The organism is Bradyrhizobium sp. UFLA05-89, from assembly GCF_059803475.1.
Map to the genome: position 1 here is coordinate 34,236 of NZ_JBANBA010000047.1, position 18,787 is coordinate 53,022.

The following is an 18,787-nucleotide window of genomic DNA, read 5'->3' on the forward strand; positions in this document are numbered from 1 at the left end:
CGGAGCCCCATGCAAAGGGTTGTAATTGTGGGCAATTAGGACTAGCTGCAGGCGGTCAATCAGGCAGATTTAGGTATGGATCAGACGGCTGCGCCCAAGGTCAGCTTCGTTTCGCTCGGGTGCCCCAAGGCATTGGTGGATTCCGAGCGCATCATCACGCGCCTGCGCGCCGAGGGCTACGAGCTCGCCCGCAAGCATGACGGGGCCGATATCGTCATCGTCAACACCTGCGGCTTCCTCGACAGCGCCAAGCAGGAATCGCTTTCGGCGATCGGCGAGGCCATGGCCGAGAACGGCAAGGTGATCGTGACCGGCTGCATGGGCGCCGAGCCCGAGCAGATCGAGCAGGCCTATCCCGGCGTGCTGTCGATTACGGGGCCGCAGCAATACGAATCCGTGCTCGATGCCGTGCACCGGGCGCTGCCGCCGGCGCACAATCCGCATCTCGACCTGGTGCCGCCGCAGGGCATCAAGCTGACGCCGCGCCACTACGCCTATTTGAAGATCTCCGAGGGCTGCAACAACCGCTGCACCTTCTGCATCATCCCGAAGCTGCGCGGCGACCTGGTGTCCCGCCCCGCCAATGACGTGCTGCGCGAAGCCGAGCGGCTGGTCGGCGCCGGCGTCAAGGAGCTGCTCGTCATCTCGCAGGACACATCGGCCTATGGCGTCGACGTGAAGTATGCCGAGAGCCAGTGGAAGGACCGCCAGGTCCGCGCCAGATTCCTCGACCTCGCGCGCGAGCTCGGCGAGTTCGGGGCCTGGGTGCGGCTGCAATATGTCTACCCCTACCCGCATGTCGACGAGGTCATCGCGCTGATGACCGAGGGCAAGGTGCTGCCCTATCTCGACATCCCCTTTCAGCACGCGAGCCCAGACGTCCTCAAAGCGATGAAGCGGCCGGCGGCGCAGGACAAGACGCTGGCGCGGATCAAGCGCTGGCGTGAGGAATCTCCCGATCTCGCTTTGCGTTCGACCTTCATCGTCGGCTTCCCCGGCGAGACCGATTCGGACTTCGCCTATCTGCTCGACTGGCTCGATGAAGCCGAGATCGATCGCGTCGGCTGCTTCAAATACGAGCCGGTCGCGGGTGCAACCTCCAACGCGCTGCCCGGCGCCGTGCCGGATGAGGTAAAGCAGGAGCGCTATAACGCGCTGATGGCGCGCCAGCAGAAGATTTCGGCACGACGGCTCAAGCGCAAGGTCGGCACGCGCCAGCAGGTCATCATCGACGAGGTTGGCCCGACCGTTGCGAAGGGTCGCTCCAGGTCGGACGCGCCGGAGATCGACGGCGCCGTTTATCTGTCGAGCCGCCGTCCCTTGCGCGTCGGCGAGATCGTCACCGCCAAGATCGAGCGCGCCGACGCCTACGATCTGCACGGCAGCGTCGCCGGATTTTGATCTTCACCCGAGCGCGCCCCGCGTTACGCGGCGCGCACGGCTTTCAGGAACCCGGCCACCTTGTCGCGCAGCGCAACTGCATGTCGTGACAATTCACCGGCAGCTCCGAGCATGTCATTGGCAGCAGTGCCCGTGGCATCGATCGTGCGCGTGACGGCATTGATATTTGCGGAGACGCCGCTGGTGCCTGCCGCCGCTTGGCTCACGGAGCGCGCGATCTCCTGCGTCGCATGACCTTGCTGCTCGACGGCAATGGCAATCGTCTTGCCGATATCGCTGATCTGTCCAATCGTGCCGCCAATTCCCTGGATGGCCGCAACAGTATCGTCCGTTGCACGTTGCATGGCGCTGATATGAGCGCTGATCTCTTCGGTCGCCTTGGCGGTCTGGCTGGACAGGCTCTTGACCTCGGCAGCGACGACCGCGAAACCGCGACCGGCATCACCGGCTCGCGCCGCCTCGATCGTGGCGTTCAAGGCCAGAAGATTGGTCTGGCTTGCGATCGCATTGATCATCTCGGTGACCGCTCCGATCTTGGCCGCTGCCTCCGACAGGCTCTTCACGAGATCATTGGTGCGTGCGGACGCCTCCACCGCTTCGGCAGCAATGTTCGAGGAGGTCGTGACCTGGCGGTTGATCTCGGCAACCGAGCTCGACAGCTCTTCGGTCGCACCAGCCACCGACTGAACATTGGTCGATGCCTCGGATGATGCAGCTGCGACGGTCGAAACGCGTTGCGCAGCGTTCTCGGCAGTCGAGCTGAGCGAGCCCGCCGTCACCTCTACGTCCTTGGCAGCCGACGACACGGCATTGGCAATGGAGCCGATGGTTTCCTCGAATTCGCCGGCAAGGTTGGCGATGGCGCGCTTCTTCTCTTCCCGCGCGGCAATCAGCTCCGATAAGTCCCGCCGATAGCTGATGACGACGGGCTGGCCATCGATCTCTGCGGGAACGAGCGTGACCTGCACCGGGACCATCTGCCCATCCGCGCGGCGCGTGATCCATTCGAAGCGGGCGTGGCCGTCCTTCATCGCCCGCGCAAGCGTCTCCTTGACGTACTCCGACGAGCGGCGGCCATCCGCCTGGAATTCGGGAGCCATATCGGCCGGCGAGCGCGACAACAGATCGGCCTTGCTGCGATAGCCGCCGAATCTGACCGCGGCCTCGTTACAGGCGATGATCTTGGGTCCCGCCAGCACCATGATCGCATCGACCGAACGTTCGAAAATTGCTTGCCAGATCTGGCCGTCGCGACCCTGGCTTGTCTGCCGCCCGAAGAATCTCATCCGCTCCCCCCAATTCGAAGCGGGCCAGTGAATAGCAAGAGAATATTAACCAAAAGCTTAATGGTCGCGAGCCGTTAGGGGCGAGGTCAGCCTGCGGCGAGCCAGGTCGGCACCCAACGCTCAGGCCGCGGTGCGCGGGCGAGGTCAGCCTTCGCCTCTGACAGCTCCGCCGGGACGTCGTCAATCGTCGGACGCTCGTCATAGTCGAAGCGCGGCATGACGCGGCCGTCGGCGTAGAGGCCAAAATCCATCGAATACCAAAGCCCGAGCTCCGGCTGCGCGCGGCGCATGTCGTCGCGCAATTCACGCAGCAACGGCTCGATCGCCTTCTCCTCCTTGAACGACTGCGGACCGGAACGCATGACCCGCGCCTGATATTGCGCGCCGACGATCGCGACCTCGAACCGTGTCTTGTCCCAGGGATTTTTGCCTTTCGGTAGATGCGCAGCGAGACGCCAGCCGAGTTCGGCCATCATCGGATGGTTCGCCCAATAGGTCTCGCGCTCCCTGCTCCATCTGTCGACGAAGCCACGAAAGTCGGGCAGGTCCGATGACGCCTCTTCCAGTGGCGTCACCCCGACATCGGAAAGTCGCCTCGCCAACCACTGCGCTAGCTCCACCGTCTCGCATTCCACCTCGTCGTTCGGCGCCAGATCATGCCACGCACGCTCGAACTCCTGCCTCGCGAGCTTGGCGATCAGCCGTGGCAATGACGGAGCAAGTATGTCGTATTCGCCTTCCGATCCAAGTCCCACGATGGGCGGATCGGCTCTGTCCAGGCCCTCGCCATACCAGGCGCCGACGGCCGAGCCGTCCGGCAGCCGCATGAACAGGGCGAACTTGTCGCGCAAGGGGCTGCTGTCGAAGACCGGAGCGGTATCGGCGAACTGTCCGCGCAGATCGAAGCAGCCGACGCTGCCCCAGGGACGCCCCTTCAGCCAGCCCGCAAAATCGAGCAGCAGGGGCGGCGCTTCGGTGCCGGGCGGAAAGGCTCGGCGGATGCTGTCGACGTCGATGCGATAGGAGGGTTCGGACAAGGGGGCCCGCCTGGCGGAATGGAGATGTCTTCTTGGTCGCGCAGGCCGCCGGCCTGGTTCGAACCAAACGGCGCCTGAGAGGTACAAACACGCGGGCGTGAAAATGGTTCGGCGCGGGCGCGATGGATGAAACCTGAATTTTGGGCTGATCTCAGGGCTTTTGCGGCCGTTCTCGCACTGCTGGTGCCCTCGCTCGCCGCCCCACGTCGAACGAAGGCGCAGACGCCCTCACCGTCCGAGCTGCGCGAACAGTGCTTCGCACGCGACATGATCCGCTTTTCGCGGCAAATCCTATTTGGCCAAGCGAGACTATAGCCACGTGTTCGCGCTGGGGCGTCGAGTAATCCGCAACCGCAGCGCGCGAGCAACATCGCGCCGTGCTTCGAGGTCGATCGCCGGCGCCGATTGGGGCGAAGACGACGGTGAAGAGTCGTCGCGATTCACCTGAAGCCGGCACCGCATCGACCGGCCCCCCTCGCGGAGCAGCTTGACAAACCCTGCCCTTCGGCTGTATGGCCGCGACCCATGACCTCTTCTCGGACCCACCGCCGCGCAGCTTTCCGTCGTCGCACCCGCGACGATGATGGGTTGCGCCATGTCCGACGACGCCGCTGAAGCACTGACATCAGCAGAGTTTTCGAGAAGGCCGCACCCGCAAAGTGCGGCCTTCTTGCTATTTCGCGCGTCTTTTTCCCGAAGATCGTCCCTGCCCCCAAGAGGAGTCTGATATGACCAACGCTACCCATCCGTATGATGCGCTGATGGACATCACCGCACGGCCGAAGGCCGTGTTCGTCCGCGGCGCGGGCTCCTACCTCTGGGACGACGGCCGCAAGCGCTATCTCGATTTCGTGCAGGGATGGGCGGTCAACTGCCTCGGCCATTCACCGCCGGCGGTCGCCGATGCGCTTGCGGCTCAGGCCAAGCGACTGCTGACGCCGAGCCCCGCCTTCTACAACGAGCCGAGCCTCAAGCTCGCGCAGGCGCTGGTCGAGAACAGTTGCTTCGACCGGGTGTTCTTCGCCAATTCCGGCGCGGAGGCCAATGAGGGCGCGATCAAGCTGGCCCGGAAATATGGCAGCCGGCACAAGGGCGGTGCGTTCGAGATCATCACCTTCGCGGGCGGCTTCCACGGCCGCACTCTCGCTACCATGTCGGCGTCGGGCAAGAAGGCATTTGAACCGCTGTTCGAGCCGAAAGTCTCAGGCTTCAAGAAGGCGACGCTGAACGACATCGCCTCCGTCGAAGCGCTCATCACCGCGAACACCGTGGCCGTGATGCTCGAGCCGATTCAGGGCGAAGCTGGCGTGTGGCCGGCGACCGACAAGTTCTTGCAGGAGCTGCGCGCGCTCACCAAGGCGCATGGTCTCCTGCTGATCTTCGACGAGATCCAGACCGGCATGGGCCGGACCGGAAAGCTCTTCCACTACGAGCATGCCGGGATTGCGCCCGACATCATGACGCTGGGCAAGGGCATCGGAGGCGGCGTGCCACTCGCCGCCCTGCTTGCGACCGAACAAGCCTCATGCTTCGAGCATGGCGATCAAGGCGGGACGTTCAACGGCAACCCCGTGATGTGCGCCGCCGGGCTCGCCGTATTCGAAGAGGTCGGCAAGCCGGAATTTTTGAAGGCCGTCGCCGACACGGGTCTGCTGCTCGAAAGCGAGTTGCAGAAGGTCTCGGCGCGGCACGGCCTCGGCGAGGTGCGCGGCCGCGGCCTGCTTCTGGCGCTCGACCTGAAATTGCCGATCGCATCTGCCATCGTCGCACAGGCATTTGAAGAGGGCGTCCTCCTCAACGCGCCGCAAGTCGACACGCTACGCTTCATGCCGGCCCTCAACGTGACGCGCGAGGAGATCGCCGAAATGATCGATTGCCTTGATGCGATTTTGACCAAGGCGGGCGCGGCACGGAGGGTGGCGTAGCGTAGGCATATCCACTCCGTCATGGCCGGGCTTGTCCCGGCCATCCACGCTTCAATCGCCGCCAAAACGCGCGGTCAAATAGCGCGCCTTGTCAGAGGTGATTTTCTCGACGATCGGGCCGAGCTGCGCTACCGCCTCACCGGCGTGGCTGTCGAGCAGCGAGTGGCAGGACTGAGCGGGCCAGCCCGGAACACCTTTGTCAGCGCCGAAGGCGCGCAGGACGGCGTCGGATAAAGTGGGGATGATGCTCCATGCGAGCACCGCCGAGAGCCGCACCAGATTCAGGCCCGTCCGTGTCACAACCGCCGCCCGTGCAGGATCCGACTTGATCGCAGTCCACGGCGCCGCCTGCTGGAGATAGGCGTTGGCCACACTCCAGAACGCCCGCGTCTCCGCGGCAGAGGCGCGGAACTCCAACGCTTCGTGATGCTGCCGCAGCGAAGCGATGCGCCGGTCAAGGTCGGCTGCCAGTGCGAGCTCAAGCCCGGAAGGCTTGCCGCCGTCCGGAATGCGGCCGTCGAAGGCAACATGCGCAAAGCTAATGATCCGATTGGCAAGATTTCCAAAGACGTCTGCGAGGTCTTTGTTCACATCAGTGATGAACCGCCTGACAGTGAAGTCCGTATCCGCGCTTTCCGGTGCGTTGGCGACCAGCCACCAGCGCCAGTAGTCGGCCGGCAGCGCCTCCAGGGCAGCGTCGGTGAAGACACCACGTTGTGCGCTGGTGGAGAACTTACCGCCCTCATGGGTGAGCCAATGAAAGCCCTTGATGACGTCGACCGTCTTCCAGGGTTCGTTCGATCCGATCAGCGTCGCGGGAAAGCTGACGGCGTGAAACGGCACATTGTCCTTGCCGAGAAACTGGATGTACCTGACATCGTCGGCCTGCCACCACCAGCGCTGCCAATCGCGGCATGGGCCGGCAGCGGCCCATTCCTGCGTCGCGGCAATGTAGCCGATCGGCGCGTCGAACCAGACATAAAATACCTTGTTCTCGAAACCGGCACGCGGCACTGGAATTCCCCAGGAGAGATCGCGCGTGATGCAGCGATCCCTCAGCGCCGCGGTCAACCAGCTCCTCGCCGTCGACACCACGAAGGGCGGCCAGCCCGCGCGACTGTCGATCCAGGCGCGCAATTTTCCGACGAGGAGGGACTGGCGCAAAAACAGATGCCCGGTTGCACGGATCTCGAGACCCGAGTCTCCCGAGAGCGCCGAACGCGGCGCGATCAGTTCGTCCGGGTCCAGCAGTGCACCGCAGGCATCGCACTGATCACCCCTCGCCTCACCGTGGCCGCAATGGGGACAGGTGCCGAGCACATAGCGGTCCGGCAGAAAACGCTGGTCGACCGGAGACCAGACCTGCTGTAATTCGCGCTCCTCAATCAATCCTGCCGCGTCGAGCTTGCGATAGAAGTGTTGCGTCAACGCGGCGTTCTGCGGCGATGACGTGCGGCCGAAATGGTCGAAAGAGAGATCGAAGCGGCGATAGATATCGGCCTGTATCGCGTGCTGCCGCGCACAGAAGTCGCCGATCTCCTGTCCCGCTCTGAGCGCGCCAAGTTCGGCCGGCGTGCCGTGCTCGTCCGTGGCGCAGACGAACAGCACATCGTCGCCGATCTGTCGCCTGAAGCGTGCGTGCACATCGGCGGGAAGCAGTGAGCCGACGAGATTTCCGAGATGTTTGACGCCGTTCACATAGGGCAGCGCACTGCTGATGAGAATTTTGGTCATGGGAAGCGCTCTTTTTTGCGTTGGAGTAGCGCTGAATCCGAAAGCAATAAAAAAAGCCCTCCCGCGGGACCGGAAGGGCTTGGATTCAGCTCACGCTCGGCACGCAATATGCGCGCACTATCCCATCCGGCAAACCTCCTCGCGGTCGGGCCGGGGCATTCGATTCAGGAATCGTGCGTTCCCAAAGATCACTGGCAATATCCTCTACCCCGCAAGGTAGCATCGTTTCGTGGACGCAATCAAGCCGGCTTACGGCTTCAATATCGACGCGCCCGTGGTGGCACGGCTTTCGAGATCGATATGCGCCTTCGCCGCGTCCTTCAATGCATAGGCGTGGTTGATCGGGACGTGCAGCTTGCCGCTGATCACGGCGGCGAACAGCGTATCGGCGCCTTCCAGCAATTCCGAGCGCTTGCCGATATAGTCGTTTAGCTTGGGCCGGGTCGCAAACAGCGAGCCGTGAGTGTTGAGCTCGGCGATCGCGAATGGCGGCACGGGTCCGGAGGCATTGCCAAATGAGACGAACATGCCGCGCGGCTTCAGGCAGGACAGCGAGCCGGGGAAAGTCGCCTTGCCGACGCCGTCATAGACGACGTCACAGCCTTCGTTGCGGCTGATTTGTTTGACGCGCGCGACGAAATCCTCCTCGTTGTAGAGGATGACGTGGTCGCAACCGTTGGCCTCTGCAAGCTCCGCCTTCTGGCGCGAGCCGACGGTGCCGATGACATGGGCCCCGAGCGCCCTCGCCCATTGGCAGGCGAGCAGGCCGATGCCGCCGGCGGCGGCATGGATCAGCACGCGATGATGTGGCTCGACCCTGAAGGTCTTGTGCAGGAGATACCAGACGGTGAGCCCCTTCAGCATCAGCACGGCGCCCTGCTCGTAGGTGATGTGGTCGGGCAGCTTGACGAGCCGCTCCCAGGGGATGTTGCGCTCGCCGGTGTAGGCACCGAGATTGTGGTAGTAGGCGACGCGGTCACCGGGGTGGAAATTCGTCACGCCGGGACCGACGGAGACCACCTCGCCCGCCGCCTCGTTGCCGGCGATGAAGGGAAGTCCCGGAGCCTTGTAGAGGCCGGTGCGGAAATAGACGTCGATGAAGTTCAACCCGACCGCGTGCTGGCGAATGCGCACCTCGCCCGGTCCCGGCGCCGGCACCTCGACGCTCTCATAGACCAGGACTTCGGGGCCTCCGACCTGGTGCACGCGGACGGCTTTGGTCATCACCTGACCTCCTCGTTCTTGTTGAGCGCAAGCGAAAGCCATCACGCCTGCGTTGTCAACTCGACGCAAGAAGCGGACCGGACAAACCGGCCTATTTGCCGGCCTTCCTGCGATTGCGCTTGGCCAACACGTTGAAGAATTCGACCGCCGCCGAGAACGCAATTGCGAAGTAGATGTAGCCGCGCGGAATGTGAAACTTGAATCCGTCGGCCACCAGCGCGACGCCGATCAGCACCAGAAATGCCAGCGCCAGCATCTTGGTGGTGGGATGCTCCGCAACAAATCGCGCCACCGGTCCCGAGGAAATGTACATCACGAGGCAGGCGATCACGACAGCCGCGATCATGATCTCCAGATCCTGCGCCATGCCGATTGCGGTGATGATGGAATCCAGCGAGAACACGATGTCGATGACGACGATCTGGGCGATCACCCAGAAGAAGGCCCGGCGGCCGGAATTGTCCTCGCCGTCCTCGTCATCCGCATCGACCTCGGCATGGATCTCGTGGGTCGCTTTCGCGATCAGGAACATGCCGCCGCCGATCAGGATGAGATCGCGCCAGGAGAAATCATACCCCCTGAGCGAGAACACCGGCTGGGTCAGGCCGATCAACCAGACGAGGACGCTGAGCAGGATGATGCGGAACACCAGGGCCAGCGCGAGCCCAATCTGACGGGCGCGATGCGCCTGTTTCTCGGGAATACGCGACACCATCACCGACAGGAAGATGACGTTGTCGATGCCGAGCACGATCTCGAGCGAGGTCAAGGTGAGAAGCGCGGCCCAGGCCTCCGGGCTGGTGATGAGATGCATCATGCGAAGGATCTAGCCATCCTGATCACGGCGTCGCTGCCGACAATCCAGAGCGCGATCGCGCACAGCGCGACCTTCACCGCAGTGGCGACCTGGAAATCCATCTCCAGCGCATAGAGGCCGAGCACGGCCCAGATCACGATCAACGTCATCGTGAGCCAGCGCAGCCGCACCACGCGGACCGGATGCAGCACGTGGAAGGGAACGAAGGTGAGGACGACCAGCGCCGCAACCAGCAGCGTCGACCACAATGGCGGCCAGTGCAACAGGAACAGATAGAACGCCGCAGCGTTCCACAGCGCCGGAAAGCCGCGGAAATGGTTGTCCTCTGCCTTCATGCGCAGGTCGGCGAAATAGAGCGCGCTGGTGACGATGATGGCGACCCCGAGCAGTGGCGCCGCGACGGGCAGGAGCAGGCCGCTCGCCACGATCGCATAGGCCGGCACGAACACATAGGTGACGAAATCGACCACGAGGTCGAGCACATCGCCCGACCAGTTCGGCTGCACGTTCTTGACGTTCAGCCTGCGCGCAATCGGCCCGTCGATCGCGTCGATGATCAGGGCGACGCCGAGCCACTGAAACATCGCCGCCCAATGCTCGCGCACGGCTTCCAGCATCGCCAGCAGCGCGACCGCGCCGCCGAACGCCGTGAAGATATGCACGGAGAAGGCCGCGGCACGGGCGGCCGGCGTGGGGTTGAGAGAATCCTGCGGGGTATCCATGGCTGGCGCAGTGCTATCAGAATGAGAACGATTTGCACATAAGGCGCGGCAATGTCCGGCCGTGCAATTCGCGACAAATTCGCGCGAAACAGCGGCTTGAAATTACCGCCGGGCATGTCAAATGTCCGGTCATGACAGATCTAGCAGCACCTTTTGACGCGGCCGTGATCGGCGGTGGACCGGCGGGCATCGCCGCGGCCATCGCGCTGGCGGAGACCGGCGCACGCACGGCGCTGGTGGCGCGGCGCGCGCCCTATTCCGACAACCGCACCACCGCGCTGCTCGGCGGCTCCGTTGAATTCCTGGACGGGCTCGGGATCTGGTCGCGCTGTAGCGACAAGTCCGCACCGCTCGAGGCGATGCGGCTTGTCGACGACACTGGCCGACTGATCCGCGCGCCCGAGGTGCGGTTCTCCTGCCATGAGATCGGTCTCGACGCGTTCGGCTACAACATCGACAACCGCTCGCTGATGCAGGCGCTGGAGGCGCGCGCCACCGAGCTTGCCAATCTCGTTCGCTTCGATGACGAGGCTGACAGCGTCCTCGCCGAGGCCGAGGCTGTCGCGATCCGCACCGCCGCGGGGCGGTATCTCACGGCGCACCTCGTGGTCGGCGCCGACGGCCGGCATTCACTGTGCCGCGAGGCCGCCGGCATCGACGTCACGCGGCGCGATCTGAAGCAGACGGCGCTGACCTTCAACGTCAGCCATTCCCGGCCGCATCGCAACGTCTCGACCGAGTTCCACACGCCGCATGGACCTTGCGTGTTCGTGCCGCTGCCGGGCGATCGAAGCAGCATCGTCTGGGTGACCTCGCCTGCGGAAGCCGAGCGGCTCAGGGCCCTGAGCGACGAGGAACTCTCGACGGCGATCGAGAAGCAATCGCATTCCATCCTGGGCCGGATGACCGTGGAACCGGGCCGCAACTTGTTTTCGCTAGCGATTGAGCGGCCGAAGGCTTTCGCCCGCGACCGCATCGCGCTCGTCGGCGAAGCGGCCCATGTGGTTCCCCCGATTGGCGCGCAGGGCCTCAATCTCGGCCTGCGGGATGCCGCCGATATGGCGAGGCTCGCCGGAGAGGCGATCGCGGCAGGCTGCGATCCCGGTGCTGACGAGGTGCTCAAGCGCTACGACTGGGCCCGTCGTCCCGACATTCTGAGCCGCACCTTCATGATCGATATGGCGAACCGTTCGCTGCTGAACGATTTCCTGCCGCTGCAGCCGGTCCGCGCCGTCGGCATGCACCTGCTCGGCGCCATCGGCCCGCTGCGGCGTCTCGCGATGCGTGAAGGATTGGCGCCAACGTGGCGACGGTAATTTGGCGGCTCACGGAAAAGCCAGCCGGCCGGTCTGGATGAACCACATCACGCTGGTCAACGTGACCACCGACGCAAACGTCCCGAGCAGCACCGCAACCGAGGCAGGCTCGATCCAGGCGTCATTCTGACGCGCGATGACGAACACGTTCAGCGCCGGCGGCAGCGAGGCCATCAGCACGGCGGTCGCGGCCCAGGGTTGCGCGAACGGCCCGAACGCCAGCATCAGCGCGAACGAAGTGAGCGGATGGATCAGCAACTTGACCGCGATCACACCTGGCACCTCCCATGGGACTCGATCGAAAGGCCGCAGCGCCACGGTGACGCCGAGTACGAACAGTGCCGTAGGAGCTGCGGCATTTTGCAGGAAGGTGATGGTGCGATCGAGCGCGACCGGAAGCTCGATATGGAGCGCCGCAACAGCCGCGCCAAAGCAGGCCGACATAATCAAAGGGTTGAGCAGGATCTGCTTCAGCACGACGCCAAAGGCGTGCAGGATCGAGGGATGATCGCGGTCGGAGAGCTCGATCAGGAGCGGCACGATCGTGAAGAGGAAGATGCTGTCGCAGCAGAAGATCAGCGCGGTCGGCGCCGCAGCCTTCGGTCCGAGCACCGCAAGCGCGAGCCCCGGGCCCATATAGCCGATATTGCCATAGCCGCCGGAGAGCCCCGCAAGCGTTGCCTCGCGCAGCGACAGCCGGCCAAGGACCCTTCCGACAATGAGCGCAATGCTGAACGCCGCAACCGTCGACAGCGTGGTCGCAACGAGGAACGGCGGGTTGTTCAGCTCGGAGAACGGCGTCTTCGACATGATCGCAAAGAGCAGCGCCGGCAACGACACGTAGAGTAGGAAAAAGTTCATCCAGGCGAGGCCTGACTCGGGCAGGGACTTGGCCTTACCGCAGGCGAAACCGACGAAGATCAGGCCGAAATAAGGTAGGGCCAGATTGAGGATATCGACCATTTATGAAGTGATTTCTAAGGTAATCGGGGCTATCCGCCCCGCCTCCGCGGGTTAATTCCAAGCAAGGGCACTAGCATCGGCCACAATCCTGGTCTATCGACGAAGCATGATTAAAGCGCGGACCGCCAAATTCCAGATCGGACAGGTCGTGCGCCACCGGATCTTCTCGTTCCGGGGCGTGATCTTCGACATCGATCCGGAATTCAACAACACCGAGGAATGGTGGCTGTCGATCCCTGAGGAGGTCCGGCCCCACAAGGATCAGCCGTTCTACCACCTGCTGGCGGAAAACGCGGAGTCGGAATACGTCGCCTACGTGTCCGAGCAGAACCTGTTGCCCGATGATTCCGGCGAGCCGATCCGGCATTCGCAGGTCGCCGAGATCTTCGTGAAGGACAAGTCGGGAGGCTATCGCCCGCGCAATCCGTCGCTCAATTGATCCGTTTCGAATTCGGCCAATCAAGCCAATAAAAAAAGGCGCTCAATCGAGCGCCTTTTTCGTGTTCCGCGTTGGCCCGATCACTTCTGGGCCGAAGGTGCGGGCGTCGCCTGACCGCTCTGCTCGAGCTTCTTGCGCTGCTCGTCGGCCTTCTTCTGAAGCTCTTCCTGGAGCTTCTTCTGGTTCTCTTCGAACACCTTCGGATCGGTCGGCGGACCGTCATAGGCCTTGGCGAACTCACCTGCCAGCGGCAGCGGCAGCGTCAGCGGCGCGCCATTGGCGTTGATCGCCTGAACCACCAGGTTCTGGCCCTTCTTCAGGTTGTTGATGAGTTCGGCGGTCGCCTCATAGTCCGACATGCAGCCGTTCGCGAAGCAGATCACATAGGGGCTCTGCAGCGGCGGATTGTTGTCGACGATGATGCGCGTGCCGTGAACGAGCTGCATGCCGAGCGGCAGCGTGACGCGAAGAATCTTCTTCGGCTCGCCTTCCGGCTCGATGATCACGGCGGCGATCACCGGCTGGCCGGACTCGATGCGGCCGTCCTTTCCGGTGAAGCAGACCTGCTTGGCATTGGCGTCCTGGCCCTTCAGGCAGAACTTGGTCCAGGGCGCGTAGATCAGCTGGACCTGCTGCTGTTGCTGATCGGCGGGCGGTGCGCCGGCTGGCGGAGCGCCGGCGGCGGGTGCCTGACCCTGAGCCTGCGGCGCCGGTGCGGCGGGCGCGGGCGCCTTGGGAGCTGCCTTCGGCGCGGCTTTCGGAGCTGCCTTCGGCGCCGCCGGAGCAGGCGTTGCGGTCTGAGCCTGGACGGCGAACGGAACAACCAGTGCCGAGGCCGTCAAAAGGGCGAGAAGGCGCCCGCGCGGCCGGACCGACGCGGCCAAAATACGGAAATTCATTGCGGAAAACCCTTTCTGAACGGGAAGTGCCCGAACCGCTCCTAAGCACCGATACTGAGCCGCCTTGGCGCGGCTGTCTCCCCATCAATAGAGGCGGAAACGTGACAAGTTCGACGCTCCTGCGCGATTGCCCGCCTTCTTAACGTGGCGGACGAAAAGATCAATGCCGACAAGCATGTTTGAAGTGGGCAGAGAGGCTTAAGACGAAGGCATATGCTAGGGTTTGGGCGTGACCGGTCTCCGAATCAATCCGCGCGCCGTTGTTCATGTCTAAGTGCCTGCGCTTAGCCGCCGCGGCCTGCGTAGCGCTTGCTCTCGCGGGCTTGAGGTCCGTCCCGGCCAAAGCGGACGAAAGCTACGCCATTGCTATGCATGGCAAGCCTGCGCTGTCGCCCGATTTCACCCACATGCCCTACGCCAACCCCGATGCGCCCAAGGGCGGCCGGCTGATTTGGTCGGTGCTCGGCACCTTCGACAGCCTCAATCCGTTCATTGTCAGGGGCATCGCGGTCCAGCAAGTCCGCAGCTACGTCATCGAAAGCCTGCTGGCACGCGGCAATGACGAGGCTTTCACGCTGTATGGCCTGCTCGCGAAGACGGTCGAAACCGACAACGACCGGACTTACGTGACATTCCACCTCGATCCGCGCGCGCGGTTCTCCGACGGAACACCGGTCCTCGCCGAGGACGTGCTGTTCTCCTGGCAACTCCTGCGTGACCATGGCCGGCCCAACCACCGGCAATACTACGCCAAGGTCGCCAAGGCGGAGACGCCGGATCCCCTCACCGTTCGCTTCGATCTCACTGGCGCCAACGACAGGGAACTGCCGCTGATCCTCGGTCTGATGCCGATCTTGCCCAGGCACGCGGTGGATGTCGCAACCTTCGAGGAGACGACGATGATCGGCCCGACCGGCTCGGGCCCCTATCGCGTCAGCGCGGTCAAGCCCGGCACCAGCGTGACGCTGACCCGAAATCCCGACTATTGGGGCCGCGACCTGCCGGTCAATCGCGGCCTCTACAATTTCGACGAGATCAGGCTCGATTATTATCGCGAGGCCAACGGCCAGTTCGAAGCCTTCAAGCGCGGCCTCTATGACTTTCGCGTCGAGACCGAGCCGCTGCGCTGGCACGACGCATACGACTTCCCGGCCGTCAAGACCGGCGCAGTGATCCGCGACACCATCAAGCCGGGTTTGCCGCAGCCCTCGGAATTTCTGGTGTTCAACACCCGCCGCCCGATGTTTGCCGACATTCGCGTTCGGCAGGCATTGACGCTGCTGTTCGACTTCGAGCTGGTCAACCGCAGCTACTTCTTCGGGCTCTATTCGCGCGTAGCCGGCTACTTCGCGGGCTCGGACCTCTCCGCCTATGGCCGCCCGGCCGACGCGCGCGAGCAGGAACTTCTGAAGCCGTACGCGGCGCAGATCCGGCCGGACGTCATGGACGGCAGCTACCGCCTGCCCGTGACAGACGGCTCGGGGCGTGACCGCGCCACGCTGCGCGCGGCACTGAAGCTCTTGTCGGAGGCGGGCTACGATCTCGACGGCACGGTGCTGCGCAACCGCGCGACGAAAGCGCCCTTCACCTTCGAGATACTGGTAAGCACGCGCGACCAGGAGCGCATTGCGCTCGCCTTCGCACGTGACCTCAAGCGAGCCGGCATCGAGCCGACCGTGCGCTCGGTCGATCCGGTGCAGTTCGACCAGCGCCGGCTCGGATACGAGTTCGACATGATCCAGAACCGCTGGGACCAATCACTCTCGCCGGGCAACGAGCAATCGTTCTACTGGGGCAGCGCCGCCGCCGACAATCCCGGCACCCGCAACTACATGGGCGCAAAGGACCCGGCTGTCGACGCAATGATCGCAGCCCTGCTGGAGGCCCGTGATCATACGGAATTCGTCTCCGCCGTCCGGGCGCTCGACCGTGCCTTGATCGCCGGCTTCTACACGATCCCCCTGTTTAACGTATCGGAGCAATGGATCGCGCGTTGGAATCGGATAGAACGGCCATCGGCTATCGCGTTATCCGGTTATCTGCCGGAGACCTGGTGGCAGAAGGTGGACGCCCCGAGCAAGTAAAAAGGCAACCAGCAAGCGACGTGATGCCGTGAACCAGCCAGCCGTATCGCCGACGCTCGACACGCTGTTCCAGCGGACGCTGACCCGCCAGCCACATGCGCCTGCGCTGTACGATCCCATCAACAAGATTCGCATCACCGGGCATCTGCCGAGACGCTTGACCTATGCCGAAGCCGATCGGGCGATCGAGGCGCTGTCGGCCCATTTCGTCGAGTCCGGCCTGCCGGCCAACTCCGTCATCGCCGTGCAACTGCCGAGCACCGTCGAGTTCGTGCTCACGGTGCTCGCGGCGCAGCGCGCCGGCCTCGTCGTCGCCGTGCTACCGCTACTCTGGCGGCACGCGGAGCTGACCGCGGCGCTCAACCGCACCGCCGCACGTGCGATCGTCACCATGAGCAAGGTCGACGGTGTCATCTACGCCGATCTCGCGATGCATGCCGCGGCAGAAGCCTTCTCTATCCGTCACGTCTGCGGCTTCGGCACCGATCTGCCCGAAGGCATGGCCTCGCTCGACGACGTTCTTTCGCGCGCGCCCGGCACGACTCGTAGCGTCATCCAGGACGGCCGCAAGGCAGCGATGATTTCCTTCGACGTCACGGCGGAAGGCTTTCGTCCGGTACCGCGGCCGCATTTCAGCATCATCGCGGGCGGGCTCGCGATGTCGCTCGAAGCCGACATTCCGCAGGGTGCGACCATCATGTCGGCGTTCACGCCGATGTCGTTTGCCGGCCTCGCCTCCTCGCTTGCGATCTGGCTCCTGTCTGGCGGAACGCTGGCGCTGCATCATCCCTTCGACAGCGAGGTGCTGGAGCAGCAAGTCAACGAGCAAGGTTGCGATGTGCTGATCGTGCCCGCCCCGCTGGCCTCGCGGCTTGGGGAAGCCGATCTCGCGGCGCGGATGCCGGGCTTGCGAAACGTCATCGGCCTGTGGCGCGCGCCGGAACAGGTCGCGGCGAGCGACGCCTGGATCGCGCCGCATGCGCCACTGACGGACGTCTACTTGTTCGGCGAGGCCGGCCTGTTCGGAGTGCGGCGCGGCGAGGACGGCATGCCCGTGCCGGTGATGCCAGGGCCGCATGGCGCCCCGCGCGAGCAGTCGGGCTCCTCTGTTGCGGGCGAAATCCTGCTGACACCGAAAGGCACGCTCGGCCTGCGTGGGCCGATGGTGCCGATTGCGGCCTACGCCCCGCCGCAACCGCTCGGCGACATCCTGTCGGCGCAGCCGCCGCGCGACTATGTCGACACCGGCTACGCCGCGCGGCTCGATCGCCCAAGCGGTGCGATCTGCATCACGGCGCCCCCCTCCGGCATCATGGCCGTCGGCGGCTATCGCTTTCTGTCCAACGATTTGCAGGAGTGGGCGCGCCGGCTTGGTCAGGGCGCCCTGCTCACGGCGCTGCCAGACCGGCTCTCGGGGCACCGTCTGGCCGGCCGCGCCCAGGACAACGCAAGGGCCCGCGAAGCGCTCGGCGAACTCGGGCTTAACCCCCTGATGGTCGAGGCTTTTCGCGACCGCACCGGGCCCGGTTGAAGCGCTTTTCATCGCTTCCGTTGACCGGGCATTAAGGCGGCCGGACTAGATTGCGCGGCATTCGTGTACGTAATCAGAGCTTGAGATGTCCCAGGCGGGCCCAATCCTCTTTGTGTCCAATGGTCAGCGGCCGGCCTTCATTTCGGCGCTCGATGGGGCCCGGCTTTTCCCCGTCATCGACAGCGATTGGGCGAGCGCGGCACGCGCCGTCGAAGAGGTCCAGCCAGCCGCTGTCGTCGGGGCGCTTGCCGGTGGGCATGAGCCGCATCTTGCCGCGGTCGCAAAAGTGATCGCTCAGCAGACGCTTTACCTGCCGCTGATCATCGTCGATCCCCAGACAGCCCTGCCCCATAACGCGCTGCCGTTCACGCTGAGCGGCAACAATTCCGACCACCTCATCGCGCGGCTGCGCGCCGCCATGCGCGTCCGCACGCTGCACGCGACCGTGCTGCGCCGCCTGCCGGAGGCAAAGGTCTCGCTGCCCGACTCCGACCCCGCGCGCGACGCTACGGTGCTGCTGATCGGCCGCGGCTCCGCCTATCCGGCGCTGTCGGTCGCACTCGGCGAGCGCGTGGGCGTAATCGGGGCTCTCAGCATCGAAGCCGCTGCAAAGCATCTCAACACCCGCGACATCGACGGCGTCGTGCTTGCCGAAGGCTTCACCGCGCGCGTTGCGGACGCCTTCCTCACTGTGCTTGCGGAAGACACCCGCTTTCGCAACATGCCCGTGATCGTCACCGCGCATCAGCTCACCCAGGCTTACGACCTGCCCAACCTCGAGCTCATCTCCGGCGAGCCGGCACAGATCGCCGCCAACGCGCTGCCGCTGATCCGTCAGCACGCGATGGAGGCGCAGTTCAGCCGCACGCTGCGCTCGATCGACGCCGGCGGCTGGCTCGATCCGCGCAGCGGCCTGCTCACGCCGGAAGCCTTTGCCCGCGATTTCTCCAAGGCAGTCGAGCAGACGCTCGCCCGCGGCGGCGGCCTGTCGGTGGCGCGCTTTGCTTTCGATGCCCATAATCCACGCGCGCAGTTAGACGCCGCGCGGATCCTGAGCCGGCTGATGCGGCAGATGGATTTCGGTGCCGCTCAGAAGGACGGCTCCGTCATCGTGGTGTTCGCTGAGACCGACTTCCGGACCGCTCACATGATCGCCCGCCGCCTCTCCGCCGTGATGCGCCACACCTCCAACGGCAAACGCGAGCCGCGCAGCGAGCCCGTCGTCAGCGTGGATTCGCTGGCGCCGTCGGATACGGCAAGATCGCTGCTCGCTCGTCTCTCTGCTGAGGCGCCGCGCGCGGCGTCGTAGCTATTCTCTCGATGCCGTAGGGTGGGCAAAGGCGCATAGCGCCGTGCCCACCATCTCTCCACGAAGGTGACAGAAGAGGTGGGCACGCTTCGCTTTGCCC

General features: G+C 64.3%; 15 protein-coding genes. 7 read left to right on the plus strand and 8 right to left on the minus strand.

Annotation, left to right across the window (positions count from 1 at the left end):
• Window positions 1–75 precede the first annotated feature (75 nt).
• The gene (gene rimO / locus SO139_RS23720; RefSeq protein WP_449381712.1) at window positions 76–1,401 is read left to right on the plus strand and encodes a 30S ribosomal protein S12 methylthiotransferase RimO; all 1,326 of its coding nucleotides are present in this window, start codon (window positions 76–78) and stop codon (window positions 1,399–1,401) included.
• 23 nt (window positions 1,402–1,424) lie between these two features.
• Here rimO and SO139_RS23725 read toward each other — a convergent pair whose 3' ends face one another.
• Together SO139_RS23725 and SO139_RS23730 are read right to left on the minus strand one after the other, a co-directional pair.
• Complete coding sequence (locus SO139_RS23725; protein ID WP_449381713.1) at window positions 1,425–2,687, minus strand: methyl-accepting chemotaxis protein; 1,263 nt, start codon at window positions 2,685–2,687, stop codon at window positions 1,425–1,427.
• Between the two features lie 86 nt (window positions 2,688–2,773).
• Window positions 2,774–3,724 (minus strand): hypothetical protein, encoded by a 951-nt coding sequence (locus tag SO139_RS23730; protein WP_449381714.1) that lies wholly within the window; start codon window positions 3,722–3,724, stop codon window positions 2,774–2,776.
• Between the two features lie 728 nt (window positions 3,725–4,452).
• Between SO139_RS23730 and SO139_RS23735 the strand changes: the two genes are divergently transcribed.
• On the plus strand, window positions 4,453–5,649 hold the full coding sequence (locus tag SO139_RS23735; protein ID WP_449381715.1) for an acetylornithine transaminase: 1,197 nt from the start codon (window positions 4,453–4,455) through the stop codon (window positions 5,647–5,649).
• A gap of 51 nt (window positions 5,650–5,700) precedes the next feature.
• Here the strand turns inward: SO139_RS23735 and metG are convergent, their stop codons facing one another.
• From metG to pcsA, 4 genes are all read right to left on the minus strand, one after another.
• Window positions 5,701–7,383: a methionine--tRNA ligase gene (metG, locus tag SO139_RS23740; RefSeq protein WP_449381716.1), complete on the minus strand. Its 1,683-nt coding sequence runs from the start codon at window positions 7,381–7,383 to the stop codon at window positions 5,701–5,703.
• Between the two features lie 249 nt (window positions 7,384–7,632).
• Window positions 7,633–8,607, minus strand: coding sequence for a quinone oxidoreductase family protein (locus SO139_RS23745; RefSeq protein ID WP_449381717.1), 975 nt, complete (start codon window positions 8,605–8,607; stop codon window positions 7,633–7,635).
• A gap of 91 nt (window positions 8,608–8,698) precedes the next feature.
• Complete coding sequence (locus SO139_RS23750; RefSeq protein WP_449381718.1) at window positions 8,699–9,424, minus strand: TerC family protein; 726 nt, start codon at window positions 9,422–9,424, stop codon at window positions 8,699–8,701.
• Window positions 9,421–10,146 (minus strand): phosphatidylcholine synthase, encoded by a 726-nt coding sequence (pcsA, locus tag SO139_RS23755; RefSeq protein WP_449381719.1) that lies wholly within the window; start codon window positions 10,144–10,146, stop codon window positions 9,421–9,423. Before pcsA ends, SO139_RS23750 begins: the two co-directional genes overlap by 4 nt.
• A gap of 131 nt (window positions 10,147–10,277) precedes the next feature.
• On the opposite strand from pcsA, the gene SO139_RS23760 reads away from it, so the two are divergent.
• On the plus strand, window positions 10,278–11,462 hold the full coding sequence (locus SO139_RS23760) for a UbiH/UbiF family hydroxylase (RefSeq protein WP_449381720.1): 1,185 nt from the start codon (window positions 10,278–10,280) through the stop codon (window positions 11,460–11,462).
• Between the two features lie 9 nt (window positions 11,463–11,471).
• Here the strand turns inward: SO139_RS23760 and SO139_RS23765 are convergent, their stop codons facing one another.
• Window positions 11,472–12,425, minus strand: coding sequence for an AEC family transporter (locus tag SO139_RS23765; protein ID WP_449381721.1), 954 nt, complete (start codon window positions 12,423–12,425; stop codon window positions 11,472–11,474).
• A gap of 106 nt (window positions 12,426–12,531) precedes the next feature.
• Here SO139_RS23765 and hspQ point away from each other — a divergent pair, with 106 nt between their 5' ends.
• Window positions 12,532–12,864: a heat shock protein HspQ gene (hspQ, locus tag SO139_RS23770; RefSeq protein ID WP_027523411.1), complete on the plus strand. Its 333-nt coding sequence runs from the start codon at window positions 12,532–12,534 to the stop codon at window positions 12,862–12,864.
• An 80-nt stretch (window positions 12,865–12,944) separates the two neighbouring features.
• Here the strand turns inward: hspQ and SO139_RS23775 are convergent, their stop codons facing one another.
• Entirely contained in the window at window positions 12,945–13,763 is an 819-nt protein-coding gene (locus SO139_RS23775; RefSeq protein ID WP_449381722.1) for an invasion associated locus B family protein, read from the minus strand.
• A gap of 266 nt (window positions 13,764–14,029) precedes the next feature.
• Here SO139_RS23775 and SO139_RS23780 point away from each other — a divergent pair, with 266 nt between their 5' ends.
• The 3 genes from SO139_RS23780 to SO139_RS23790 all read left to right on the plus strand — a co-directional run bounded on the left by SO139_RS23780 (window position 14,030) and on the right by SO139_RS23790 (window position 18,687).
• Window positions 14,030–15,847, plus strand: a complete 1,818-nt coding sequence (locus SO139_RS23780; protein ID WP_449381723.1) for an extracellular solute-binding protein — start codon at window positions 14,030–14,032, stop codon at window positions 15,845–15,847.
• Between the two features lie 28 nt (window positions 15,848–15,875).
• Entirely contained in the window at window positions 15,876–17,378 is a 1,503-nt protein-coding gene (locus SO139_RS23785; RefSeq protein WP_498540674.1) for an AMP-binding protein, read from the plus strand.
• A gap of 85 nt (window positions 17,379–17,463) precedes the next feature.
• Window positions 17,464–18,687: a GGDEF domain-containing protein gene (locus tag SO139_RS23790; RefSeq protein WP_498540675.1), complete on the plus strand. Its 1,224-nt coding sequence runs from the start codon at window positions 17,464–17,466 to the stop codon at window positions 18,685–18,687.
• Window positions 18,688–18,787: the final 100 nt, after the last annotated feature.